This is a genomic window from Acinetobacter rongchengensis (assembly GCF_003611475.1).
Classification (GTDB): Bacteria; Pseudomonadota; Gammaproteobacteria; order Pseudomonadales; family Moraxellaceae; genus Acinetobacter; species Acinetobacter rongchengensis.
The window spans coordinates 108,001-132,074 of the sequence record NZ_RAXT01000003.1; the positions used below are offsets into that span (position 1 = coordinate 108,001).

22 protein-coding genes are annotated in these 24,074 nt (G+C 37.0%); 10 read left to right on the top strand and 12 right to left on the bottom strand.

The window, feature by feature from the left end:
- The first annotated feature begins 492 nt into the window (after positions 1–492).
- Positions 493–1,833, top strand: a complete 1,341-nt coding sequence (locus tag D7V20_RS02960; RefSeq protein ID WP_120382849.1) for a CitMHS family transporter — start codon at positions 493–495, stop codon at positions 1,831–1,833.
- 138 nt (positions 1,834–1,971) lie between these two features.
- Here D7V20_RS02960 and D7V20_RS02965 read toward each other — a convergent pair whose 3' ends face one another.
- Positions 1,972–2,484, bottom strand: a complete 513-nt coding sequence (locus D7V20_RS02965; RefSeq protein WP_120382850.1) for a hypothetical protein — start codon at positions 2,482–2,484, stop codon at positions 1,972–1,974.
- Positions 2,485–2,778: 294 nt separating this feature from the next.
- Here D7V20_RS02965 and D7V20_RS02970 point away from each other — a divergent pair, with 294 nt between their 5' ends.
- Positions 2,779–3,789 carry a zinc-binding alcohol dehydrogenase family protein gene (locus tag D7V20_RS02970; protein ID WP_120382851.1) on the top strand — a complete coding sequence of 337 codons (1,011 nt, stop codon included), beginning with the start codon at positions 2,779–2,781 and terminating at the stop codon, positions 3,787–3,789.
- A gap of 132 nt (positions 3,790–3,921) precedes the next feature.
- Here the strand turns inward: D7V20_RS02970 and D7V20_RS02975 are convergent, their stop codons facing one another.
- From D7V20_RS02975 to cysD, 3 genes are all read right to left on the bottom strand, one after another.
- Entirely contained in the window at positions 3,922–4,914 is a 993-nt protein-coding gene (locus D7V20_RS02975) for an NAD(P)H-quinone oxidoreductase (protein WP_120382852.1), read from the bottom strand.
- 574 nt (positions 4,915–5,488) lie between these two features.
- Positions 5,489–7,102, bottom strand: a complete 1,614-nt coding sequence (gene cysN, locus D7V20_RS02980; RefSeq protein ID WP_120382853.1) for a sulfate adenylyltransferase subunit CysN — start codon at positions 7,100–7,102, stop codon at positions 5,489–5,491.
- A 140-nt stretch (positions 7,103–7,242) separates the two neighbouring features.
- Positions 7,243–8,151, bottom strand: coding sequence for a sulfate adenylyltransferase subunit CysD (gene cysD / locus D7V20_RS02985; protein ID WP_029574630.1), 909 nt, complete (start codon positions 8,149–8,151; stop codon positions 7,243–7,245).
- Positions 8,152–8,297: 146 nt separating this feature from the next.
- Here cysD and D7V20_RS02990 point away from each other — a divergent pair, with 146 nt between their 5' ends.
- Positions 8,298–8,741 (top strand): GNAT family N-acetyltransferase, encoded by a 444-nt coding sequence (locus D7V20_RS02990; RefSeq protein ID WP_120382854.1) that lies wholly within the window; start codon positions 8,298–8,300, stop codon positions 8,739–8,741.
- 481 nt (positions 8,742–9,222) lie between these two features.
- Here D7V20_RS02990 and D7V20_RS02995 read toward each other — a convergent pair whose 3' ends face one another.
- Entirely contained in the window at positions 9,223–10,680 is a 1,458-nt protein-coding gene (locus D7V20_RS02995) for a capsule assembly Wzi family protein (protein ID WP_120382855.1), read from the bottom strand.
- A 291-nt stretch (positions 10,681–10,971) separates the two neighbouring features.
- Positions 10,972–12,498: a lysine--tRNA ligase gene (lysS, locus tag D7V20_RS03000; RefSeq protein ID WP_120382941.1), complete on the bottom strand. Its 1,527-nt coding sequence runs from the start codon at positions 12,496–12,498 to the stop codon at positions 10,972–10,974.
- Positions 12,499–12,695: 197 nt separating this feature from the next.
- On the opposite strand from lysS, the gene D7V20_RS03005 reads away from it, so the two are divergent.
- Entirely contained in the window at positions 12,696–13,304 is a 609-nt protein-coding gene (locus tag D7V20_RS03005; RefSeq protein ID WP_235831583.1) for a hypothetical protein, read from the top strand.
- A 79-nt stretch (positions 13,305–13,383) separates the two neighbouring features.
- Here the strand turns inward: D7V20_RS03005 and D7V20_RS03010 are convergent, their stop codons facing one another.
- Positions 13,384–13,824 carry an SRPBCC family protein gene (locus D7V20_RS03010; protein WP_120382857.1) on the bottom strand — a complete coding sequence of 147 codons (441 nt, stop codon included), beginning with the start codon at positions 13,822–13,824 and terminating at the stop codon, positions 13,384–13,386.
- A 298-nt stretch (positions 13,825–14,122) separates the two neighbouring features.
- On the opposite strand from D7V20_RS03010, the gene D7V20_RS03015 reads away from it, so the two are divergent.
- Positions 14,123–14,629, top strand: coding sequence for a YqiA/YcfP family alpha/beta fold hydrolase (locus D7V20_RS03015; protein WP_120382858.1), 507 nt, complete (start codon positions 14,123–14,125; stop codon positions 14,627–14,629).
- 127 nt (positions 14,630–14,756) lie between these two features.
- Here the strand turns inward: D7V20_RS03015 and D7V20_RS03020 are convergent, their stop codons facing one another.
- Positions 14,757–15,302, bottom strand: coding sequence for an adenine phosphoribosyltransferase (locus D7V20_RS03020; RefSeq protein ID WP_120382859.1), 546 nt, complete (start codon positions 15,300–15,302; stop codon positions 14,757–14,759).
- 512 nt (positions 15,303–15,814) lie between these two features.
- On the opposite strand from D7V20_RS03020, the gene rubA reads away from it, so the two are divergent.
- From rubA to oxyR, 4 genes are all read left to right on the top strand, one after another.
- Complete coding sequence (gene rubA / locus D7V20_RS03025; protein ID WP_010116534.1) at positions 15,815–15,979, top strand: rubredoxin RubA; 165 nt, start codon at positions 15,815–15,817, stop codon at positions 15,977–15,979.
- A gap of 211 nt (positions 15,980–16,190) precedes the next feature.
- Positions 16,191–17,381 (top strand): NAD(P)/FAD-dependent oxidoreductase, encoded by a 1,191-nt coding sequence (locus tag D7V20_RS03030; protein ID WP_120382860.1) that lies wholly within the window; start codon positions 16,191–16,193, stop codon positions 17,379–17,381.
- 63 nt (positions 17,382–17,444) lie between these two features.
- The gene (gene estB / locus D7V20_RS03035; RefSeq protein ID WP_120382861.1) at positions 17,445–18,383 is read left to right on the top strand and encodes an esterase EstB; all 939 of its coding nucleotides are present in this window, start codon (positions 17,445–17,447) and stop codon (positions 18,381–18,383) included.
- Positions 18,384–18,396: 13 nt separating this feature from the next.
- On the top strand, positions 18,397–19,308 hold the full coding sequence (gene oxyR / locus D7V20_RS03040; protein ID WP_120382862.1) for a LysR family transcriptional regulator OxyR: 912 nt from the start codon (positions 18,397–18,399) through the stop codon (positions 19,306–19,308).
- Positions 19,309–19,386: 78 nt separating this feature from the next.
- Here oxyR and ppk1 read toward each other — a convergent pair whose 3' ends face one another.
- Together ppk1 and mtgA are read right to left on the bottom strand one after the other, a co-directional pair.
- Positions 19,387–21,465 carry a polyphosphate kinase 1 gene (ppk1, locus tag D7V20_RS03045; RefSeq protein ID WP_120382863.1) on the bottom strand — a complete coding sequence of 693 codons (2,079 nt, stop codon included), beginning with the start codon at positions 21,463–21,465 and terminating at the stop codon, positions 19,387–19,389.
- A 127-nt stretch (positions 21,466–21,592) separates the two neighbouring features.
- Entirely contained in the window at positions 21,593–22,267 is a 675-nt protein-coding gene (gene mtgA, locus D7V20_RS03050; RefSeq protein ID WP_120382864.1) for a monofunctional biosynthetic peptidoglycan transglycosylase, read from the bottom strand.
- A 73-nt stretch (positions 22,268–22,340) separates the two neighbouring features.
- On the opposite strand from mtgA, the gene D7V20_RS03055 reads away from it, so the two are divergent.
- On the top strand, positions 22,341–23,153 hold the full coding sequence (locus D7V20_RS03055) for a rhomboid family intramembrane serine protease (RefSeq protein WP_120382865.1): 813 nt from the start codon (positions 22,341–22,343) through the stop codon (positions 23,151–23,153).
- 256 nt (positions 23,154–23,409) lie between these two features.
- On the opposite strand, the gene D7V20_RS03060 is transcribed toward D7V20_RS03055, so the two are convergent.
- Together D7V20_RS03060 and D7V20_RS03065 are read right to left on the bottom strand one after the other, a co-directional pair.
- Positions 23,410–23,673, bottom strand: coding sequence for a Txe/YoeB family addiction module toxin (locus tag D7V20_RS03060; RefSeq protein ID WP_120382866.1), 264 nt, complete (start codon positions 23,671–23,673; stop codon positions 23,410–23,412).
- A complete protein-coding gene (locus tag D7V20_RS03065) occupies positions 23,657–23,920 on the bottom strand; it encodes a type II toxin-antitoxin system Phd/YefM family antitoxin (protein WP_120382867.1) in 264 nt (87 codons plus the stop codon). The genes D7V20_RS03060 and D7V20_RS03065 overlap by 17 nt, the downstream gene beginning before the upstream one ends.
- Positions 23,921–24,074 lie beyond the last annotated feature (154 nt).

Sequence of the window (24,074 nt, forward strand, 5' to 3'; positions counted from 1 at the left end):
AATCAGAGATTAAATATAAACCAAACAAATAGTTTTGTTTGGTTTTTTATTTTTATTAAAAAATCAGCACAAAAAATATGCAAAAGTATATTTCATCACATTTTAGAAAATAGCCTATTTTCAACACAAATCTGCTATAAAGCATGCCATACAAGGCTTTCACTGAGTAGCAAATCTCTATTTTTAACAACATTTATATATAAATTTTAGAAATATGAAAAATATCTAAAGTTTATGAATCAAAGAATAGATAAATAAAATTAAGAAAAAACAATTATTTAAAAATATGCACCATTTTGGATATAAAATTTCATAAACCCATAAACCATTGTTTAATAAATACTATTTATTTTAAAAATAATCATCATTTCAATATTTTTTTTTATATATTTTAATTCTTATCATAAATCTTTAGCATCCATCCATAAATACCCACAGTACCAAAACATCAAAAGACTTTCAAAAGTTAAAGTCTTACTCAAGGATTGAACCATGTTAACCGTATTAGGTTTAGGCATGATCTTGTGCTTTATGTACTTGATCATGTCCAGACGAATGACTGCTCTTGCTGCTTTAACGCTTATCCCTATTTTATTTGCTCTCATTGCTTACGGTTTAAGTTTTTACGTCGATAGTTTAGCGCATATTGAAATCAAAGAACTGGGCGAAATGATGCTTGAAGGTGTGAAAAAACTTGCACCAACTGGCGTTATGTTACTCTTCGCAATTCTTTACTTTGCCATCATGATTGATACGGGTTTATTCGACCCTTCTGTCAAATTTATTCTAAAACTGGTGAAAGGTGATCCTCTCAAAGTCGTGATTGGTACAATCACACTTACGCTGATTGTGTCATTAGATGGTGATGGTTCAACCACTTATATGATCTGTGTGGCTGCAATGCTTCCACTCTACAAGCGCTTAGGCATGAGTCCATTAATCATGGCATGTTTAATGATGCTCGCCAGTGGAATCATGAACCTCACGCCTTGGGGAGGCCCGACTGCACGTGCAGCGAGTGCATTGCATGTAGACCCAAGTGATGTATTTATCCCAATGATTTTACCAATGGTCTTTGCAATCATTTGGTTATACTTCCTCGGCTATATGTATGGACGCATGGAACGTAAACGTTTAGGTATTGTCGAACTCGATATTAGCCATGGCGACAATATTCAGATTTCAACCAACCCTGAAGCAAACCGTGCAAATCTAAGATGGTTCAATGCTTTATTAACATTGACATTAATGGTTTGTCTTGTAAAAGGTGTATTGCCAATGTCGATTCTCTTTATGGTCGCATTGTGTATTGCACTGGTGGTGAACTATAAAGATATCGACATGCAAAAAAGCTTGGTTGCTAACCATGCAGGTAGTGCCTTGAACGTTGTCGGTATCATTTTCGCAGCCGGTATTTTCACGGGTATTCTGTCTGGTACTGGTATGGTTGATGCGATGTCTAAGGAATTGGTTGCCATTATTCCTGAAAGTATGGGGCCTTATTTAGCACCTATTACAGCCATTGTGAGTATGCCTTTGACATTCTTTATGTCGAATGATGCATTCTACTATGGCGTTCTGCCTATTCTTTCTGAAGCAGCAAGTCATTATGGTATTACCCCTGTGGAAATGGCGCGTGCTTCAATCGTGGGACAGCCTGTACACTTACTTTCACCTCTCGTTCCATCGACTTATTTATTGTGTGGATTAGCAGGTATTGAATTTGGACAACATCAAAAATTCGCAATTAAGTGGGCGATCATTACGTGTTTGGTGATGTTAGTAACCGCTTTGATTTTTGGTATTTTCCCACTCTATTCAACACTCGGTTAATAGATTGAGAGAGCAATGATGATTCCTGCTCACTCCTGAAATAGAAAAAAGCACCATTCAATGGTGCTTTTTTTGACTCTATAACTTGTCCAAAATCAACTGAGTATTAGAAGTTTTCTTCCTAGTTCAACTTAAAATTTAATTGCCACCATAAAGATGAATCAATTGATCAAGTACAGCTTGATAATGAATTGAAATATCTTCTTCTAAGGTTTTATAAGCACTGTCGAATTGTACCATTGGCCAACCTTCCTTCCAAAAAGGAAAAATGTTGTGTAAATCACGTGTTACTGTCGCATCTTCACGCGTAATTGCTTGTGCAATTTGCGCAAGTACTTGTGCTGTTTCCGCACCATCAATTGCTAAATAATCGATACCACGTACTTTTAAAATTCGGATACGGTCTTTCTTATAACGGATTTTCTTGGCTTGGGCTTCATTTAAATCTAAAGCTAAAGTCACAGCTTCAACAAACTTCTCTTCGAAACTATCATTCAGTGCAACCAAAGCTTGTTTATGTGCTTCCTGACGCCCTGCTTTTCCACCATCACGAATGATTTTTTTTGCTTCAACATTCAATTCATCCGATTTCATCGATTGAAGAATGTCTAAAATTTCAATATCACTTAATGATGCAGAAGAGTCGGTCATGGGAGTCCTAAAAGATAAATAAATAGATTGAGTATTTTCGCATAATTTTGAAATTAAATCAGAGATAATCTTCATCCCACACGATCTAGATAGAAGGATTAACTCACGTTCTTCAAACTTAATCATTTATTTAAAATTAAGCTTTAATCGATACTGTACTCGATTTGTTGATAAAGTCTTATGGGTTGATAAATCCCTGTTTATTGATAGAACATAGAGATACACAATTCTGTACTTTCTAAGTCATGTGAATTTTGCTATTGATGGATCAGACGATAAAAATGGAGAAATCGAATGAAAGCAGTTGCCTATAAAAAACCTTTGCCTATTTCACAGCCTCATGTTTTTTCAGATATTGAAATAGAAAAACCAACTGCAACTGGACATGATCTGTTGGTTGAAGTGAAAGCCATTTCCATCAACCCTGTTGATATTAAAATGCGCCAACGCACTTCAAGTGAAAATGAAACATGGAAAATTCTAGGACATGATGCAGTCGGTATTGTCAGGGCTGTAGGTGAACACGTTCAGCACTTTAAAATCGGCGATGAGGTTTTTTATGCGGGTTCAAATCAGCGTCAAGGATCTTATGCAGAATTTCAATTGGTGGATGAAAGAATCGTCGGCTTAAAACCCAAGAATCTCAGTGATGCTGAAGCTGCTGCCCTGCCTTTAACCTCAATTACGGCGTGGGAAATGTTATTTGACCGTCTAAAAGTACAAGAAGCCCTTGATTTAAATGCAGTCATTTTAGTGATTGGCGCTGCGGGTGGCGTCGGTTCGATTGCGGTACAACTTTTAAAAACATTAACCAACCTTAAAGTCATTGCAACTGCCTCACGTCCTGAGTCAAAAGCATGGTTAGAGTCGATTGGTGCAGATTATATTATTGATCATCATCAGCCTTTGGAACAACAAGTGCTTGATTTGAATATTGGCTTACCTGATTATATTTTTTCAATTACAGGTACAGCGGGTTATACCCAGTCGATTGCTAATTTAATTGCACCACAAGGTCATTTTGGTTTAATTGATGATCCTGACAATTTTGTGATCAATCCTTTTAAAATCAAGTCTGTAGCAATTCATTGGGAATCTATGTTCACACGTTCAACATTCCAAACACATGATATGTCTCGACAAAGACAGATTTTAAATCATCTCGCTGAATTGGTTGAACAAGGTAAAATTAAAACCACACTTTCTGAGAACTTAGGTGTGATTAATGCTGAAAATATTGTGAAAGCACATACCCTCATCGAGAGTGGAAAGAGTATTGGCAAAATTGTATTAGAAGGGTTTTAGATTTGAATTAGGCTTTTATTTACGTTTTTTATCTCTAGCTTTTACCTATAGGTTTTTGGTTAAAAATAAACGCCTCATTTCAATAGAAAGAGGCGTTTATTCATCGTCATATCAACAAAATATAAATTGTATTTAAATCACTTCAACCACAACTTTACCAATATGTTCACCTGTATCCATAATTGCATGCGCATCTTGGATTTGATCAAATTTAAAGGTTTTATAAATCATCGGTAAACATTCACCTTTTGCCCACAATGGTGCAACCTGTTGTTGTATGCCTTGTGCAATTTCCGCTTTTTCCGTCGTCGTTCTTGCACGCATGGTCGAACCAGTAATGGTCAATCGTTTCATCATGATTTGACCGAGTGAAATCTCTTTGGCTTTTGCACCTGCCAAGAAAGCGATATAAACCAAACGTCCATCACGACGTAGTAAGCTTAAGTTCTTTTCTAAATACGGTGCGCCAACCATATCAAGAATGATGTCTACACCTTCATTATTGGTTTTTTCTTGGATGGCTTTTTCAAAATCTTGGGTTTTATAGTTAATCGCATCGGTTAAATCTGCGATAGCGTGTACTTTTTCATCTGACCCCACAGTCGCAAAGGTCTTGATGCCAAATGATTTACATAGCATCAGTACCGTTGTTCCGATCCCACTTGCGCCACCATGCACCAATAACGTCTCGCCTGCTTTGGCCTTAGCCATTTGGAATACATTTGCCCAAACAGTGAAGAATGTTTCTGGAATAGCTGCAGCTTGTACAAAGCTCACTCCTTCAGGGATGGTTAAGGTTTGGCTTCGCGGCACAACACAGTATTCTGCATAACCCCCACCGTTGGTTAAACCACAAACTTTATCACCAACTTTAAACTGGGTAACATCTGCACCAACTGCTTCTACAACTCCGGCAACTTCTAAGCCGGGTACTGGTGTTACGCCTTTAGGCATTGGGTATAAGCCTTGGCGTTGTAAAATATCAGGACGGTTAATACCAAATGCATGTACTTTTACCAAGACTTCATCTGCTTTTGCTTGTGGGATTGCAACCGTTTCATAAGCGAGTTTATCTACGCCACCAGGTTCTGTAATGATGACGTGTTGCATGGTTGCCTGAGACATGGTTCGCTCCTAAGTCTTTCAATACTTTTCAAGTTTTATGTATAGAAACATAAAACTTTGTGGCTTTGAAGAATAGTGGACTTATGTATGAAAGTTTAAATGTTTTGGGAGTGTGGATGATTGGATGAGATGATTGATTTGAGACGATCAGCGCAATTTCAGAAATCATTTGGTTTTAAGATCGGTATTTTTTTGAGTTTTAATAAGCTGAATAAGTCATGAATTTCTTAGATGGTTTGTTCTTCATACAGATAATAGGTCGTTAAATAAATTCTAGATCTCCCTCATTTTTAAAGATAAGGAGCATGCTCCGTAAGAAGGAAGGATGAAAAAATCGCCTTACGGCGCGTAATGTTGATCATTTAAGCCTTTTGAAATCCTCCTTATCCCTCCTTTTAAAAAGGAGGGATAAGGAGCACTGCTGTGCAAGGAATCTAAAATTATTCTAAATTCTCAACCGTTCCCCCTCTTTCTTAAAGAGGGGTTAGGGGAGATTCTTAGATGAATAGCTACTAAATTACTCTTAACTGACTGGCATTAGCCTCACAGCGGGTTCTTCAATCCATCCAATCTCTTACAGACGAACCAATTCCACAATTTTCTCAGCCAATTCTTCAACAGCATCTTGTGCAAATACTACATCCGCACCCTGTTCAGCATCGGTAATCACTACGATACCAGTCTGACGAAGTAACGCAACTTGCTCAGCAGAAAGACCAGCTTTTGCAATCGCAACGACACCCTGTTGAATCAACAGACTTTCAAGCGCTTGAGCATTTTCAAGTGCTTGAGTAGACACAGCCACTACAGCAGGTTTTTGACCTAAACGTGCAGCACGATCTTCAGCAGTGACAGGTTCATTGTGAGCAGTCCATTCAACTGCAGCTTCAACCATACCTGCGCCAACAGTGACATTGCTTAAACGGTCGATAAAGATAAACGAACCTGTATAACGACTATCTTGATAACGGTCAAATACTACAGGTGCATCAAATTCAACATCGATATCCGCAATCGCATTCAACTCAAGTTGATCAACCTGAGTATGCTCAAGCGTATTCACATTGGTGCGATAGTTAATTTTAGATACTTTCGCAGGAATAGTCTGAGTACCAATCTTGATATTATATAGCTTACCAATCACTAACGGTTGGTCAGTCATCCACACCACAGAAGCACGTACAGAACGAGATAATAATGGTTGTTCACCTGCTTTCACTAAAACATTACCACGTGAAATATCAATCTCATCGTTCAATGTTAAAGTCACCGCTTGACCTGCAATCGCATGTTCAAGATTGCCATCAAAAGTCACAATTTCTTTCACTGTCGATTTCTTGCCTGATGGTAAAGCCACGATTTCATCGCCAACTTTAACTTCACCTAAAGCAATTGTTCCACAGAAACCACGGAAATCAAGGTTTGGACGATTAACATACTGCACAGGGAAACGGAACTCATAGGCACTGGTATCACGCGTAATTTCAACCGTTTCTAAGGTATTCATCAACGTTTTGCCCGTGTACCACGGCGTATTTGGAGATGGATTCACCACGTTATCACCATTTAACGCTGAAATTGGCGTAAAGATGATATTGGCAGGCTTACGATCACCCAACTGATTGATGAAATGATTATATTCCGCTTGGATTTCATTAAAACGCGCTTCTGAAAACTCAACCAAATCCATTTTATTAATTGCAACAACAATATTGCGAATACCCAAAAGGCTTGCAATAAAGGTATGACGACGAGTCTGGGTTTGTACGCCATAACGTGCATCAATCAGGATAATTGCCAAATCAGCAGTCGACGCACCTGTTGCCATGTTACGGGTATATTGTTCATGCCCTGGTGTATCTGCAATGATGAACTTACGTTTTTCTGTTGAAAAATAACGATAAGCTACATCAATCGTAATACCCTGTTCACGCTCAGCTTGTAGGCCATCTACAAGTAATGCCAAGTCTGGCGCATCACCTGTCGTACCTACTTTTTTAGAGTCACGTGTAACTGCTTGCAACTGATCTTCATAAATTAGTTTTGAATCATAAAGCAAACGACCGATTAGTGTTGATTTACCATCATCCACGTTACCGCAGGTTAAAAAGCGTAAAAGGTCTTTATTTTCATGCTGTTTTAAATATGCCAAGATGTCTTGGCTAATTAATTCTGATTGATGAGACATTGCTCAAAACTCCACAAATTCTTTAGAAATCGGTTTAATCCCTCTCAATCTCCCTTTAAGAAAGGGAGACTTGACTCCGTTCTATTTCGGGAATTCCCCTTCTTTCATAAAGAAGGGGTTAGGGGAAGATTCTGAAATGTTTAGAAATAACCTTCTTGCTTTTTCTTTTCCATCGAGCCAGCTTCATCATGGTCAATCATACGACCTTGACGCTCTGAACTGGTAGCCAAAAGCATTTCTTGGATAATTTCAGGCAATGTTGTTGCAGTAGATTCCACCGCACCTGTCAATGGATAACAGCCTAAAGTACGGAAACGTACCGATTTCATTTGCGGAACTTCGCCTTCTTTTAAACGCATACGCTCATCATCCACCATGATCAGTGTACCGCTACGCTCAACCACTGGACGCTCAGCAGCTAAATATAAAGGAACCAAAGGAATACTTTCTTGGTAAATATATTGCCAAATGTCTAATTCAGTCCAGTTTGACAATGGGAATACACGAATACTTTCACCTTTATTCACTTTACCATTATAAAGATTCCACAATTCTGGACGTTGGTTTTTAGGATCCCAACGGTGTTTAGAATCACGGAAAGAATAAACGCGCTCTTTAGCACGTGATTTTTCTTCATCACGACGTGCACCACCAAATGCAGCATCAAACTGATACTTGTCCAAAGCCTGTTTTAAACCTTGGGTTTTCATGATGTCGGTATATTTAGAACTACCATAATCGAATGGGTTTACACCTGCATCACGACCTTCTTTATTTTGATGCACAATCAGATCAAAACCATGTTCTTTTGCCATGTTGTCACGGAATGTGATCATGTCTTTAAACTTCCAACCTGTGTCGACATGCAACAGTGGGAAAGGAAGTTTTGCAGGATAAAATGCTTTTAAAGCAAGATGCAGCATCACTGCTGAGTCTTTCCCGATAGAGTAAAGCATCACTGGATTTTCAAATTCAGCGGCAACTTCACGGATAATATGAATACTCTCAGCTTCAAGCTGTTTTAGATGAGTAAGTCTTTCCTCAGATATAGACATTGACAGCACCAGCTCACAAAAAAGTGTACTTATTACACATATTAAAATTTATATTCATTATAGTGATTTAACGAGAATTCTTTTGCTTGTTTTTTTATATTGATATATAAAAACATCATAAACAAAATTTAGAATTTGCAATGAACACACAAATTTTCGCATTAGAAGACATTACTTTTGAACAATGGCTTCCACTTTGGCAAGCTTACTTAACTTTTTATAAAACACAATTGAGTGACGAGCAAATAAGATTATCTTGGAAGAGAATCACAAATCCTGAACAAACCGATATCTTTGGTTTTGCAATAAAAATTGATGAGAATGTGGTTGGATTTGTCCATCTAAATTCACATATAAGCACATGGACAAAGTTACCTTATTGTTATTTACAAGATTTATATGTTGATGAACAGTTTAGAAATCAAGGATTAGCACGAAAACTGATTGAATATTGCTATGAATTTTGTACTGGTAAATTTGATCGAGTGTATTGGTTAACCCATGAAACAAATACCGCCGCACAATATCTTTATGACCGTATTGCAAGTAAAACAGGGTTTATTCATTACAAGAAAACCTTGTAATCCTTTATTGATATAGCGTTAAACAACATAAATAAATCATAGACAAAAAAAAAGCTTACTCTCTCAAGTAAGCGATCAATCGCACATAAAGCACAAAGTGGAGGTCTTGTACTTAAAGTTGGAGTACCCTTCTTTATTCTAATTAAAGTCATACTAAAGAAGTTGTTTAATCATAGTTAAAAAATTCATGAAAAAACATCCCTAGAATTGGGTATTTTTTTATAAAAAAATTGCATTAAAATAGTAAGTTTTATCTTTCAACTAAAACAAACTGCACATTTTAAAATTAATTTTTAACAATAAAAAAAGACTTATTTTATTCAAAATAAGTCTATAAAAGTTCAAAGCAAGTCTTGTAAAACAATTCAAGCTTTGAGGGTAGGAATAACTTCTTTAATTAAGGTTGATTAAAGAAGTCAATTCATCCTAAGCTTTGAATAGCATCGTGTATATACCTACAATTAGGTATTTTTTTACTTACTTAATAACCAATTAATGATTTATCTAAAGGGATTTCAACACCCACAGAAACACCACCATCATTTCCATGTACATCGGAATCACTCACCCAACCATTAATTTTCAAAGGAAGTGTTGGCTTGATATAATGCGTCCAAGTCACATCAAGTGCTTTAATTTTGTCATTTTCAGGAAATGCTAAATTAATTTGATCCGCACCAAATTGGCTTGAAGATTGGTTTACTTTGGCATACATCATACGACCTGATAAACGGTTCATTAAGTCAAAGCGAATATCTCCACCGACTGAAACCATTTCACCATCCCCCCCGATTGCATGTCCTAGTGGAAAGCCATGTTGGTAGTATCCATCTTGATAAATATAATGATTATATGAAACACCTTTTACATCACCATTGGTCGTTGTATCTGCCCATTCTGCATAAAGTTGGTACGGTAAATTTTTAAAACTTGAAGAATAATCTACACCAGCCAAATACATTTTTTTCGATGGTAATAATCCTGCTTCATCCTCACCGACATATTGCCCATAAAAACTAACAGGGATATTTAGTAGTTGCTGAAGATTTAATCGTGCATCAAAGCCAGCGATTTGATTTGATTTATCTAAATCACCATTTTCAAAATTATCATTACCTTTAATCGCATTCCACAGTGAATCTAAACTCTCAGAGCGGCCTTCTCCCCCCCACTGTAAGACCCGAGATGCGCCCAACTCAAGATATTCTAAAGGTTGGGCTGTTAAACGGAAACCTAATAATTTTGTATCAGGCACGGCTGTATAATCATCCAACTGACCACCAAAAGCTTGATATTGCCAAGGGCCAATCCAAGATAACCACGGTGTTTCAAATGCTTTTTGCTCAGCACGTTGTACAGTGAATCCATAGACAGGGCGACTCGCATCACCACGGATTAAACTGCCATCATGTCCTGGCCCCCAATAGGTAGGGATTTGACCTGCGATCACCCATTGATTCCAAAGCTTACCCGCAATGTATGAACCCTCAACATTGACATCATGACCATTGTCAATTAATGGGTCTTTTTCACCATTTACACGAAGCTTAGCGTCCCAATTCGTACCGCCTGCATTGAACTCTAAAGAACCCACATATTGCGCCTTGGTATCATCACCAAATGCTTGGGGAATATTTTTTTGATCAGACTCTGCAAATAAACCTAACTTTGCAGTTTGATTATCCGTTTTTAATGCATTTTGAATCGAATCTATGACTTTTTGTTGTGTGTTATTAGCAACTTTTGCTTGAGATAAAGCACGTTGAATTTCATCACCACTCATTGGCCAAGTCGATGTGCTGATTTGAATCACACCTTGCTGATTTAACCAATTTAAATCTGTACGAATGTCTTCATTATTCAGCACAATACCTTGCGCAAAAACAGGAAGAGACATTCCCAATAATACAGCGGCGTAAAGTGATTTTCTTAAATACATGCACTTATTTCTCAAATTTAATTAACCGTGACACATTAATTTCTTTACACACATTTTGCAATGAAGAAATTGTGTTCTTATTTCCTTCATCAAGACTTTGAATGACGAAAATCAGCCTCTTTTTATTTTGAATGTTTAAAGACGAAAGCCGTTAAGCTAAAGAATGAAAATGACTAGAGGAAAACTGTATTTATGAATAACTACACACTAAATACAAGCAATAAAAAACCGAGTCCATGAATGAACTCGGTTTTATATATATATGAATCTATTTTTAAAAATAGAAAAATATTAATTTTTATGACGCATATGCGGGAACAAAATAACATCACGAATACTTGGTGCATTGGCAAATAACATCACCAAACGATCAATACCAATACCTTCACCCGCTGTCGGTGGTAAGCCATATTCTAAAGCTTCAACAAAGTCTGCATCATAATGCATCGCTTCATCATCACCTGCATCTTTTTCTTCAACCTGAGCTTGGAAACGCTCTGCTTGGTCAATTGGATCGTTTAACTCTGAGAAGCCATTGGCAAGTTCACGACCACCAATGAAGAACTCAAAACGATCTGTAATATGTGGATTGTTATCATTACGACGCGCCAATGGAGAAGTTTCCGCTGGGTATTCAGTAATAAATGTTGGCTGACGCAGTTTAGTTTCAACTGTTTCTTCAAAGACGATAGTTTGAAGTTTACCCAAGCCAAAACCTGGTTTGACCTGTTCTTTCAATTCTTCTTTAACAAACTTTGCCAAGAATTCACGATCTGAAACATTTTCAGGTGTAAAGCTTGGGTTATTTTCAAGAATTGCATCAAACATTGAAATTTTCTTATATGGCCCTTTGAAGCTATACACTTCATCACCATACGGCACATCTGTAGAACCTAAAATATCCACAGCCAATTTCTCAAGCATGCTTTCAGTTAAAGCCATTAAGTCTTTATAGTCAGCATAAGCTTGGTAGAATTCAATCATAGTGAATTCTGGGTTATGACGAGTTGAAACACCTTCATTTCGGAAGTTACGGTTAATTTCAAAAACACGTTCAAAGCCACCCACCACTAAGCGTTTTAAGTAAAGCTCAGGTGCGATACGTAAGAACAATGGCATATCTAATGCATTATGATGCGTCTCAAACGGACGCGCAGAAGCCCCACCTGGAATCACATGCATCATTGGTGTTTCCACTTCCATAAAACGTTCATTGCTTAAATATGCACGAATACCAGACACCACTTTTGCACGAATCTCAAAAGTTTTACGTGTTTCTTCATTCACAATTAAATCTAAATAACGTTTACGATATTTCACTTCAGTATCATTCAAACCGTGGAATTTATCTGGAAGTGGGCGTAAGGATTTAGTTAACAATTCAAAATGTTCAATATGCACATAAAGATCGCCTTTGCCTGAACGGCCAAGATAACCTTGAACAGCAATAATATCACCAAGGTCTAAACCTTTAATCGTTTCAAGCACTTCAGGAGCAAGTTCTTTACGTGGAACATACAACTGAATACGGCCTGTCATGTCTTGGATCACGATAAATGAACCACGGTTCAACATCACACGACCCGCGACGGAAACATGAACTTGTTCACCAGCTTCAATTTCTTCTTTAGATTTATCAGCAAACTGTTCTTGTAAATCTTGCGCATAATGCTCGCGCTTAAAGGTGTTTGGCCATGGGCTAACACCGGTTTGTTTGGCTTGATCTTGTATTTGCTTGAGCTTGGCATGACGCTGCGCAATTAAATCGTTTTCGGAAATGTGTTGTTCAGAAGTCGATTGAGCGTTACTTTGCGCCATCTCTGCCTCGATTAAATTAAAAAACGGAAGTTGCATAGCATAGCAGATTTACAACATAATGCGTATGCATATAACACAACGATCAATGTAAAAATTAAAAAATCATGAATAAATACTGGCAAGGATTCGCTCAAAGTATCATTTTCACTCATATTTTTTTGTTTTCCACAGCAAGTACTGCGGAGAAACGTATCGTCATGAGTAATACTCGAACAGACTTACCCACTCAAATAGAAACCACCAATATTAAAAATCAGGGTTATATTTGGCAATTGGAGATCACGCCAAATCAGAACTCTCGACAAGTACATGTCAAATTGATGAACCCTAATTCTAAGATAGATATTCTGAATACCAGAGCATTGGAAATTGCTAAAAAAATAAACTTAGAAAACTTACCTCTTGTCACCGATGATTTTAAGAACAAATCCTTGAATCTAGATGAAGAACAAATCGCTTTAACAAAATATTATTATGGTAAATACATACTTTTTATAAAATTTCCAGAAACAGTACTCTATGCGGTCAAGCCTAATTTTTCACAGTTACAAAGCGAATTAGAACCCTTTTGTTTACAAAAAAATGAAGCACAATTGGAAGCTCCAGAAAATATCAGCATTCATGCTCATTTTTCAGTCGATTTTAATGGCAATATCCAAAGCATTCGCTATTCCCCTACGATCAATAGCAAAATGCGCCCAATCTTAGAGCCCTTATTGAAAAAAATTCGTTTTTATCCTCGAAATGAGAATGGGAAACCTAAATCATTTTCAATAGAACAGCCAATTATCATCCAATGCCAATAAGTTGATCATCTTTTTTAACCAAAGACCCACTTTTAATATTTACCTATGTTAATTCGTCCGTTAAAACTCGAAAAAATTCTTATTTTTCTTCCGCCAATTGCTTAATCACTGCAAAACCTTGCTGAAAACCTTGATCCATAATCGTTTTATATTGCTCTGAAGTATCAACTTGAGCGAATAAATGTGTCACACCATTATGTTCACTTAAAAAATATTGTTCTAAACTACCACAGCACTGTTGCGCATCCTCACTGCTACGATCAACAACACCATTCTTTAACATGCCTTGATGCTGAAATACCACCTTTTTGAACTGCTCTAATTCAGTGATCGTTGCAAGCATGCCATCACCACTTGCATCTTGAAACAAGGTTTCACCACCAATTTTCCAGTCAGATTGCATACGAGAACTGGGTGAGAAGAAGCGCGTCCATTGTGAATAAGTATGTGTATCCCACATCACATTCCACACTTTTTGCGCATTTGCATCAATATCAATTTCATATTGTAGCGTGATCATCAATTCACCTATGAATAATACTGCTGTAGTTATCGAGATTAACCTATTCGGTATACAGATTGATTATTTTTTGTTAAAACAAGATAAAAAGAGTTGATAAAATTAAAAAATATCAAATTAAATTAGATACTTAAAATATAAATAGAAATACTTAGACCAAAAGCTAAGTTATAAAAAGCTCATAGCTCAGTACAATAAGCTGAGAACAAAATAGTTGAAATGTAAAGTTTTTCACATTTCTTAAAGGTGACTATTTCACTCTTGACGTAATAAATAAAGACACTATGAAAGCGATAAAATGATGAGTAGCCATTCAAAGATTTTATTTTTACATGGATTAGATTCTTCCAAAGAATCTACCAAGTTCCATGCCATAGATGCTGAAAAAAAGTATTGTATAGAAGTCGATTATCGAAACCTGAATTTTAAAACTGTTGAAGATTTTTACCATGACACGATCGACAAAATAAAACCTGACTTGCTGATTGGGCATAGCTTAGGCGGCTATTGGGCATTGAGAATGTCTCAGTCTCATCGTATTCCAACCATTATCGCCAATCCAAGTTTAAGTCCAGATTTTCGGGCAGATTATCCAGCCATCAATGAGCATGATTTAGAACATGACATTCCACAAATTGCTTATATTGAACTGGGTGATGAAATTCTAGATATGTATGCAGCAACTTCACTACTTGAAACATATATGCAAATCGACGCAGTTGAAGGTGGACATCACCGTTTGGCACAGCCAGAAAATTTAAATCGGCTGATTGAATATATGGAACAAACCTTTATTTCACGATAAAATTACATGATAACTAAGTTCTTTTGAAAATCACTTCCTATAAATAAAAAACCACTTAATATGCTCGATATAAGTGGTTCTTCATTAAAAAATCTATTTTCAAACGATTAATCAAATATGAAGCGTTTTAAGCAACAGCTTGCGCTACAGGTTTAGAATTTTCATCTAAAACTGACCAAACGTTCATACCTAAATCTTGATGTAAATCAGGTAAATCTAGAAAAATACTTGCACCAAGTACGGTATGTTCACATTTGTGCATCAACTGATTGACAGCTTTTAAAGTACCGCCTGTCGCCAAGACATCATCCACAATAATAACTTTTTGTGGCTGAATATCCGCCGATATTTCTAAACGATCCATACCATATTCTAAACTATAACCAACACCAATCACTGGCGGTGGCAACTTGCCTGCCTTACGTACCAACAGTAAGCCTTTACCTGTGCGTTGCGCGAGTAAGCTTGCCAAAACAAAACCACGTGCTTCAACTGCAACAAAACTTTCGACTTCAGCTAATTGTTCTGCTGGTATGCTTGCAATTAAGGCATCAGTCAATTCAACAAGATTGTTCATAAACAAAGGTGTTAAATCATAAAAACAAATACCAGGTTTTGGGAAATCTTGGACAGTACGAATACCTGACCACAATAAAGTAGACATTTTCATCATTAAGGGAGATTGGAAGAGAAAGATAATATGTGAATTTTAACGCTTTCCCAGTTAAAAAAACAGCAACTCTTTTAACAGAGCTTTCATGAAATGATTTAAGTACTTGAAAATTCATGACACATTTTTAGATAAAATAATGGGTATATAAAGTATGCATTCAAAAATCTATTTTCAATTCGCTGAGGTAGAAATCATCTTTTTGAAAATGTTTTAAAATCAAATCATTTATCATAGAGCTTTAATCTTTTTCACTCAAAGAAGATCAAGTATCAGATAATTGTCAGACAATTATTTGCAAAATTAGCCCAAACAACACAGCTTTTGTCCTTCTGAGCCATTCAGCTTTGCGCTTAGTGAGATAAACTCCGATATTTACTTTACTTTAGACACATAACTGCGTAAAAATTTAGAAAAATATGTACACCTATGAATTGCATATTATTTGAGTCAAGCAGTAGATGGAATTTTACTGGCAGAATAAACAAATTACCTGTCAGATATCGGAGAGTCAGATGAAAAAATATCAGTGCATCGTTTGTGGTTGGATCTATGACGAAGCAGCAGGTTGGCCACAAGATGGCATCGCAGCAGGTACCAAATGGGAAGACATCCCAGATGACTGGACTTGTCCCGACTGTGGCGTTTCTAAAGCCGATTTTGAAATGATAGAAGTCTAAAAAATGAATTTGAGACCATGTTTACATGGTCTTTTTTTACGAGTCATTCTAAATTCATTTTTTATTCACCCCTCAAGACTTCTTTGCTTGAAATAGATTGAACAGCCGATCTGATAAGATCATCCGCGATTAAATTCTATTTAAAATATTTTTGTGAATATAAAGCGAAGAAGTCAATCATAATAACCATTTAATCCGCATGGAGAAAAATATGAAACCGATCATCATCGTAGGCTCTGGCATGGCAGGCTATACCCTCGCAAGAGAATTTCGTAAATTAGACGCTGAACAAGAATTGGTGATGATTTGCGCTGATGATGCGGTGAATTATGCTAAACCAACTTTATCCAATGCATTAGTGGGAAAAAAAGCACCTGAACATATTGGTTTAGGTGATGCTGAAAAAATGAGTACGCAATTAAATATGCGTATTGAAAAAGATACATGGGTAAAATCTATTGATGCAACCAACCACCAATTGGTTATAGAACAACAAGGTCAAAGTTCAACACAAGAATATTCAAAATTAATCCTTGCTGTAGGTGCAAATCCAATTCGTTTGGCCATCGCAGGCGATGGGAGTGATGATATACATGTCGTCAACTCGTTGATGGACTATCGTGCATTTAGAGAAACGTTAGACAATTGTACTACGGGTGAATGTGATGATAAACGTGTGGTCATCCTCGGTGCAGGTTTGATCGGTTGTGAGTTTGCCAATGACTTACAAAATACAGGTCATCAAGTGACAGTCATCGATTTAGCACCACAACCTTTAGGTCGATTACTACCAAACCATGTTGCTCAAGCCTTTCAAGAAAATTTAGAAGAATCTGGGATTAAATTTGTATTGGGTACAACTGTAGAAAAAGTCTCTAAATCTGATCGTGGCTATATTGTTTCGCTGGCAAGTGGTCAATCTTTACAGGCAGATGTGGTGCTATCTGCAATTGGTTTACAACCCAACACGGCATTGGCAAAGCAAGCAAATATAAAAACCAGTCGTGGTGTGATTACCAATACTTTATTGGAAACCAATCAAACTGATATTTTTGCAATTGGGGATTGTGCAGAAGTGAATGGAACATTGTTGCCATTTGTGATGCCTATTATGCAACAAGCACGTGCTTTGGCAAAAACATTAACTGGTCAAACCACCAATGTACACTACCCTGCTATGCCTGTTGCTGTGAAAACACCTGCTGCCCCACTAACCGTTCTTCCCGCACCAATCGATGTTGAAGTGACTTGGGAAAATGAAGAATTTGATGATGGTATGCTATCTAAAGCAATTGATGCAGACGGTACGCTACGTGGCTTTGTACTTTTAGGTGCAACCGCCGCTAAACAACGCTTAGCGTTGACTAAACTCGTTCCTGACTTGATTCCTGCATCAATTTAAGGTTTAAATAGGAAAGGATATTTTTTAAACAAAATATAATCCTTGTTGAATAGGAAAATAACAATGAATAGCGCGCTTCAATTTCAAAGCTCACCGTATACCGCATTTATGCAAGAATCCACGGTGGATTTAGGTAACGGTATTCAATTACACATTGAAGCAGGTGGTAATCCAGATCATCCAACAGTGATCTTGATTATGGGATTGGGTGCGCAAATGTTATTTTGGCCAGATTTTTTTTGTAAATCGCTAATCGATCATGGTTTTCGTGTCATTCGTTTTGATAATCGTGATATTGGATTATCATCAAAAGTTAGGCACAAAGGTCCTCGCCTAAATGCTGTTAAATTGATGGGTCGTTTTGCCTTAGGTTTACCTAATGATGGTGCACCTTATAATCTATATGACATGGCCGATGATGTTGCACTACTGATTGACCGCTTGGGAATAGAAAAAGCACATATTCTCGGTGCTTCGATGGGCGGTATGATTTCACAAATTCTTGCAGCAAAGTATCCTGAAAAAATTGAGAAACTCGGTTTATTATTTACCAGTAATAACCAGCCTTTACTCCCCCCTCCTTTTCCAAAACAACTGTTTAGCCTGATTGGCAAGCCCGAATCACGAGATGAAGATGGAATTGTGAACCATTCATTAAAGGTATTTCGCCTGATTGGTTCGCCAGGTTATATCAACCAAGTCGATGCAATTCAGACGGCGCGTAAATTATATCGTCGTAGTTATCATCCAGCGGGTGTACTTCAACAGTTTTTAGCAATATTATGTACAGGTTCCTTACTTAAATTGGATAAGCAAATCGAAAAACCTACTTTAGTGTTACATGGCTCTAAAGATCGATTACTCCCTCCAAGCCATGGTAAGGCAGTAGCAAAAGCAATTTCAGGTGCTAAATTTGAATTAATTGAAGGAATGGGGCATGATATGCCACCGCATTTTATTCCTCAAATTAGCGGATTATTTGCACATCACTTTAAATCATAAGCATTAGGACACTATGGCTGCATTACCATCCCTAAGACAGCTGTCATATTTGGTGACATTGTCTGAGACGTTGCACTTTACTGAAGCAGCGCGCCGTTCGTTTGTCACTCAATCCACTTTATCGGGTGGAATTATGGAGTTAGAACGTTTATTGGGTGGCGTACTCGTTGAACGTGATCGCCAAAATGTACGCTTAACACCGTTAGGTGAACAAGTTGTTGCCCGAGCCCGTGTTCTACTCGCCGATGCACAAGACTTAATGCGCTTAAGTCGTGAAATGAGTGAACCCCTCACTGGTGATTTACACTTAGGTATTATTCCAACGATTGCGCCGTTTCTTTTGTCTAGACTTTTGGAAGAAGTGCATAAGCAATTGCCTAAAATTCAATTGCATTTACATGAAGCTCAAAGTGAGAAAATTGTAGAAAAGTTAGAGCATGGTAATCTTGATATGATCATGCTTGCACTACCCTTCGACACACGTGGTTTAAAAGTTGCTGATATTGCAAAAGAGCATTTATTTTTAGTGTGTAATAAAGCAGATCAAAATGCTGTCAATGCAAAAAGCTTAGATGATCTTGATTTGTCACATCTAATGTTGCTTGAAGAAGGACATTGTTTACGTGATCATACTTTAAGTGTTTGCCCAATTGGTGAACGTAAAAACGATCATCGTTTAAAGGCAAGTTCTTTGCCAACACTTGTGGAAATGGTGAGTTCTAACTTAGGTTATACCTTACTTCCTGAAATTGCTTTACATGCACATATGCTCAAAAGTAATGATCAGTTGGTCATTAAATCTATTGAAAATGCGCCAACACGTACTTTAGCTTTAGTGACACGTAAAAGTACACCACTACAAAGTGAGTTTGATGTACTGGTACAAATTCTGCAAAAAATTACTGCAAAATTGGGTCAATACTAAGCTTTGCATGCAATAAAAAAAAGGAGTCGCGATTGACTCCTTTTTTATTTTAAATCAAATACTTGATTTCTGAATGTATTATTTATAATACTCAATCAACGTTTGTTGTGCATTATGCGCAACTTCTCCATCTTTTAACTGAGCACGTACCCAAGTGCCATCCCCTTGCAACAACCAAGCTTGGGTATTATCTTTTAAATAATTCACGAGACCTTGCTGATAAATTCGCTTCTTCAACGCAGGATCTTCAATCGGGAAGCAAACCTCAACACGATTAAATAAATTACGATCCATCCAGTCTGCACTTGAACAATAAATACGTGAATTACCATTATTTGCAAAATAGTAAACACGCGTATGCTCTAAAAAACGCCCAACGATTGAACGAACACGGATATTTTCAGAAAGATTAGGTAAACCAGGACGTAAACAACAAATTGAACGAATAATTAAATCAATTTGCACACCCGCTTGAGATGCCTCGTACAACTTATTGATCAACTGAACTTCAGTTAGAGCATTGACTTTGACAATAATCTGCGCAGGTTTGCCAGCTTTTGCATTGGCAATTTCATCATCAATAAAAGAAATGAGTTGGGCATGTAGCGTAAAAGGTGCATGTAGAAGCTTTTTCAACTTCGCCATTTTCCCCATGCCTGTTAACTCTTGGAAGATACGGTGCACATCTTCACACAGTTCTTTATCTGTAGTGAGTAAGCCATAATCGGTATAAATACGTGCATTGGTCGCATGGTAATTTCCTGTACCCAAATGCACATAACGCACTAATTTATTGTTTTCACGGCGTACCACTAAAATCATTTTGGCATGGGTTTTATAACCCACAATACCATAAACCACCACAGCCCCAGCTTCTTGTAAAACATTGGCAACTGCGATATTCGATTCTTCATCAAAGCGAGCACGTAATTCAATGACAGCGGTGACTTCTTTACCATTACGTGCTGCTTCAGCAAGGACTTGAACGATTTCTGAATCTGCACCACTACGATAAAGGGTCTGCTTAATCGCTAAAACTTGCGGATCACGTGCAGCTTCACGCAGCAAATTAATCACAGGTGCAAAAGATTCAAATGGATGATGTAAAAGAATGTCTTGCTTTTGCATTGCTGAAAAAATATTTTCAGTCTTTTTTAATACTTTTGGCAATGAAGGTACATGGGAGTCATAACGCATATGCGGACGTTTAAAGTTGGAGACCAAACGTGCCAAATTCACAGGCCCATCCACTTTATAAAGCTGTTCGTGTTCTAAATCGAACTCTTCAAGCAAATACTCATAAATATGTTTTGGACAATTCTCAGTCACTTCCAAACGAACTGCACGACCAAAGCGGCGAGAACTCAATTCACCTTTGAGTGCTTTGGCTAAATCTTCAACATCTTCATTTAATGCCAAATCAGCATTACGAGTTACACGGAACTGATAACAGCCTGTTGCAGTCATGCCAGGGAAAAGATCTGAAACATGTTCGTGAATGATTGCAGAGAGCATCACAAAATGTTCTTTGCCCCCTGTTAATTCATCTGGTAAACGCACTACACGTGGTAATGAACGTGGTGCAGGAACAACGGCGAGATCAATTTGACGACCAAACGCATCTTTACCTTCCAAAGTCACAATAAAGTTTAGGCTTTTATTGACCAGACGCGGAAACGGGTGCGCAGGATCTAAACTGATCGGTGTTAAAACTGGTGCAACTTGTTCTTGAAAATATTTTTTAATCCAAACAGATTGCGCAGGTGTTAATTCACCACGACGTAGAAAGCAAATATCTTCTTCACGCAGTTTAGGGAAAATTTCTTCATTTAAAATACGATATTGGCGCTCTATTGCTTCATGCGCAGTTTTGGAAATTTGCTCTAAAACTTGTTTAGGTGTGAGACCATCTGGCGTACGGCTTTCATTCCCTAGCGTTAATTGCTCCATCATTCCGGCAACACGAATTTCAAAAAACTCATCCATATTACGAGAAAAGATCAATAAGAAATTCATGCGTTCCAATAAAGGATGTAAAGGATCAACGGCTTGTTCTAAAACACGTAAATGAAAATCTAAAATAGACAATTCACGATTTATATATCGTTCGTTATAAGCATATTCTGTAGGTGTCGTGGTCGCCACTGCGCTGTTCATGCAATAAACCTGCATCAATAAATGTCATAAAACTAGTATGCTTCAAATTTATGACAATTTCATAAAAAAAGCACAAAGATTTGTGCTTTTCTTGCTTTGAAAATAAATATTTGTGCGTGAAAAGACGCTAATCTGGAATACGTGTATAGCGCATATATTTTAAAACCATACGTTTACGATATTGTAACTTAGCGTCATCTCGATGATCTTGATAGTACTTAGGATTGGGTAACAGCACTGCTAAAAATGCAGCTTGTTCACGACTTAAACTCTTGGCACTTTTTCCAAAGTAATGTTGTGCTGCGGCTTCGACACCGTAAATATGATCCCCAAACTCAACCGAGTTCATATAAACTTCTAAAATGCGTTGCTTGGTCCACATGCGTTCCATCATAGTGGTTGCAATGGTTTCCTGACCTTTACGCAGAAATGAACGACGATTATAAAAAAATAAATTCTTTGCTAATTGTTGTGAAATGGTTGAACCGCCTGCAACAACTTTATCTTTCTTTAAATTTCGTTGTAATGCATCTTCAATACCATCCCAATCAAAACCATGATGATCGATAAATTTTGCATCTTCAGCAGCAACAATCGCATGTTTGAAATTATCACTAATCTCATCATAATCACGCCATTGATGTTTAATCGGTTTAAAATCGGACAAATATGTCCAACGCATAAACATCGTTGTTTCAACATCATGGGTACGCCAGTACACCAAACTAGAGAAAATCCACAGCTGAATTATGATCAAAAGACTGATAATAATTAACAAACCACGAACAATAAAAGCTTTCATGTCAGCTGGTTACTCCGAAAAATTTTAAATTTCATGTTAAGCTAAATCGATCTATAAAAAGCACAGAAATTTCATGTCTGATTATCAACAAGGTTCATCCTACGTACAAACACCAAATAAAATAGAGAAAATAACCTTATTACTCATTTCGATCAATGTGGGATTATTTGTATTGCAGGTGTTGTCAGGTGTCAATATTACCGACCCAAGCACTTTAGATGCATTACGTTGGGGAGCTGATTATGCACCTTTAACCTTTTTAGAGGAACCTTATCGCTTATTGAGTAGCATGTTTTTTCACTTTGGTATTCTCCATTTAATGATGAATATGTGGGCACTCTTCGTCTTTGGCAATGTTGCAGAACAAACTTTCGGTCGTGTTTATTATTTAAGTCTTTATCTGCTTGCTGGATTAATGGGTAGTTTACTCAGTGGTTATCTTGATATTCGCAATAGCTATGAACTACTTCAAACTTTTGATCCTAAACTGATTCCTCATGTATCTGCAGGAGCATCGGGTGCAGTCATGGGCTTAGGTGGTGCTTTGGCCATACTTTCACTATTCCCACCGACCAAAAATCAAAGATTTATTTTAGATAAAAAATCACTTTTAACCATTCTTGCAATTAACTTGGCTTTTGGTTTTTTTGCAACTGGCATTAATAATGCAGCGCATATCGGTGGTATGTTGATGGGCGCAGTCATGGCACTGGTTTGGTATATCGCTCAACGTATCAACGCAGGACAGATTGCCAATATCATGATTATTTTATTTGGTATGGGTTTAACTTATACCGTGTATTTGTATTGCCAGAATCTAATTGAACCAATTACCCCACTTTGGCAAGAAGCGATTTCACAAATGCGTAGTCAGTTGAAGTTTTAGAAAGCTTAAAATTCTTAGTTGTCAAAATTCGTGAATGTGTCAAAAAAATATACTCTCTATTTTACTCACAGCCTGAGTATCATAAAACATTGAAAATATAGTGAGTTTTTACTATTTATTTTCAGCGATTCTATTCACCATTGAAGCCAGCATACTACATACTATTTAGAACACTGCCTATTTTTGATTACACTAAAAAAGATGATATTGAGTACAATTTAAAAAGCTCCTACTGTTTAAGGTAAGAGCTTCTACTTCATTCGTAATGATAACGGCAAGATACTACTGTTATCGCTGCATCTGTTACTTCATAGACTAGTCGATTTTTCTCATCTATCCGTCTACTCCAAAACCCTGATAAATCACCGAGCAATGGTTCAGGTTTTCCAATACCTTCAAAAGGTGTTCTAAGACATTCCTTGATTAAAGTATTGATTCGTTTGAGCGTCTTTTTATCTTGGCTTTGCCAATAAACATAAGTTTCCCAAGCAGTTGGGGTAAAACTAATCTTCCGTATCATCTAAAAGCTCTCTTTCAATTGCTTTAGATGCTCGCAACTCTGCAATTGATTTTGCTAAATGCGCTGCATTACCTGGAGAAGACATCAGATGTAATGTTTCCATCAAGCTATTGTAATAGTCTTGCCCCATTACAACGGCATGTTGTCCTTCTTTACGAGTAATTACAGCTACATCTGCATCATCTATAACTTTATCTAAAACAGTTTTTAGATTGTTACGTGCATCTGTATATGTAAATACATGCATAGTGTTTTCTCTGTTTTAGGTATCTATTTAGGTCTATACTCTGTACAGTTTTCTGTACATAAATAATGTACAATTTTCTGTACAATAAGTAAAGGCATTTTTTCTTGTGGAATATTGAATATAGCTACATCCCTATAAGCTTTAAATTTTTGAT

What these genes read in the sequence shown, in the direction of transcription:
- D7V20_RS02960 (WP_120382849.1), top strand. Translation starts at nt 493, where the DNA reads ATGTTAACCGTATTAGGTTTAGGCATGATCTTGTGCTTTATGTACTTG.
- D7V20_RS02965 (WP_120382850.1), bottom strand. Translation starts at nt 2,484, where the DNA reads ATGACCGACTCTTCTGCATCATTAAGTGATATTGAAATTTTAGACATT.
- D7V20_RS02970 (WP_120382851.1), top strand. Translation starts at nt 2,779, where the DNA reads ATGAAAGCAGTTGCCTATAAAAAACCTTTGCCTATTTCACAGCCTCAT.
- D7V20_RS02975 (WP_120382852.1), bottom strand. Translation starts at nt 4,914, where the DNA reads ATGTCTCAGGCAACCATGCAACACGTCATCATTACAGAACCTGGTGGC.
- cysN (WP_120382853.1), bottom strand. Translation starts at nt 7,102, where the DNA reads ATGTCTCATCAATCAGAATTAATTAGCCAAGACATCTTGGCATATTTA.
- D7V20_RS02990 (WP_120382854.1), top strand. Translation starts at nt 8,298, where the DNA reads ATGAACACACAAATTTTCGCATTAGAAGACATTACTTTTGAACAATGG.
- D7V20_RS02995 (WP_120382855.1), bottom strand. Translation starts at nt 10,680, where the DNA reads ATGTATTTAAGAAAATCACTTTACGCCGCTGTATTATTGGGAATGTCT.
- lysS (WP_120382941.1), bottom strand. Translation starts at nt 12,498, where the DNA reads ATGGCGCAAAGTAACGCTCAATCGACTTCTGAACAACACATTTCCGAA.
- D7V20_RS03005 (WP_235831583.1), top strand. Translation starts at nt 12,696, where the DNA reads ATGAGTAATACTCGAACAGACTTACCCACTCAAATAGAAACCACCAAT.
- D7V20_RS03010 (WP_120382857.1), bottom strand. Translation starts at nt 13,824, where the DNA reads ATGATCACGCTACAATATGAAATTGATATTGATGCAAATGCGCAAAAA.
- D7V20_RS03015 (WP_120382858.1), top strand. Translation starts at nt 14,123, where the DNA reads ATGATGAGTAGCCATTCAAAGATTTTATTTTTACATGGATTAGATTCT.
- D7V20_RS03020 (WP_120382859.1), bottom strand. Translation starts at nt 15,302, where the DNA reads ATGATGAAAATGTCTACTTTATTGTGGTCAGGTATTCGTACTGTCCAA.
- rubA (WP_010116534.1), top strand. Translation starts at nt 15,815, where the DNA reads ATGAAAAAATATCAGTGCATCGTTTGTGGTTGGATCTATGACGAAGCA.
- D7V20_RS03030 (WP_120382860.1), top strand. Translation starts at nt 16,191, where the DNA reads ATGAAACCGATCATCATCGTAGGCTCTGGCATGGCAGGCTATACCCTC.
- estB (WP_120382861.1), top strand. Translation starts at nt 17,445, where the DNA reads ATGAATAGCGCGCTTCAATTTCAAAGCTCACCGTATACCGCATTTATG.
- oxyR (WP_120382862.1), top strand. Translation starts at nt 18,397, where the DNA reads ATGGCTGCATTACCATCCCTAAGACAGCTGTCATATTTGGTGACATTG.
- ppk1 (WP_120382863.1), bottom strand. Translation starts at nt 21,465, where the DNA reads ATGAACAGCGCAGTGGCGACCACGACACCTACAGAATATGCTTATAAC.
- mtgA (WP_120382864.1), bottom strand. Translation starts at nt 22,267, where the DNA reads ATGAAAGCTTTTATTGTTCGTGGTTTGTTAATTATTATCAGTCTTTTG.
- D7V20_RS03055 (WP_120382865.1), top strand. Translation starts at nt 22,341, where the DNA reads ATGTCTGATTATCAACAAGGTTCATCCTACGTACAAACACCAAATAAA.
- D7V20_RS03060 (WP_120382866.1), bottom strand. Translation starts at nt 23,673, where the DNA reads ATGATACGGAAGATTAGTTTTACCCCAACTGCTTGGGAAACTTATGTT.
- D7V20_RS03065 (WP_120382867.1), bottom strand. Translation starts at nt 23,920, where the DNA reads ATGCATGTATTTACATATACAGATGCACGTAACAATCTAAAAACTGTT.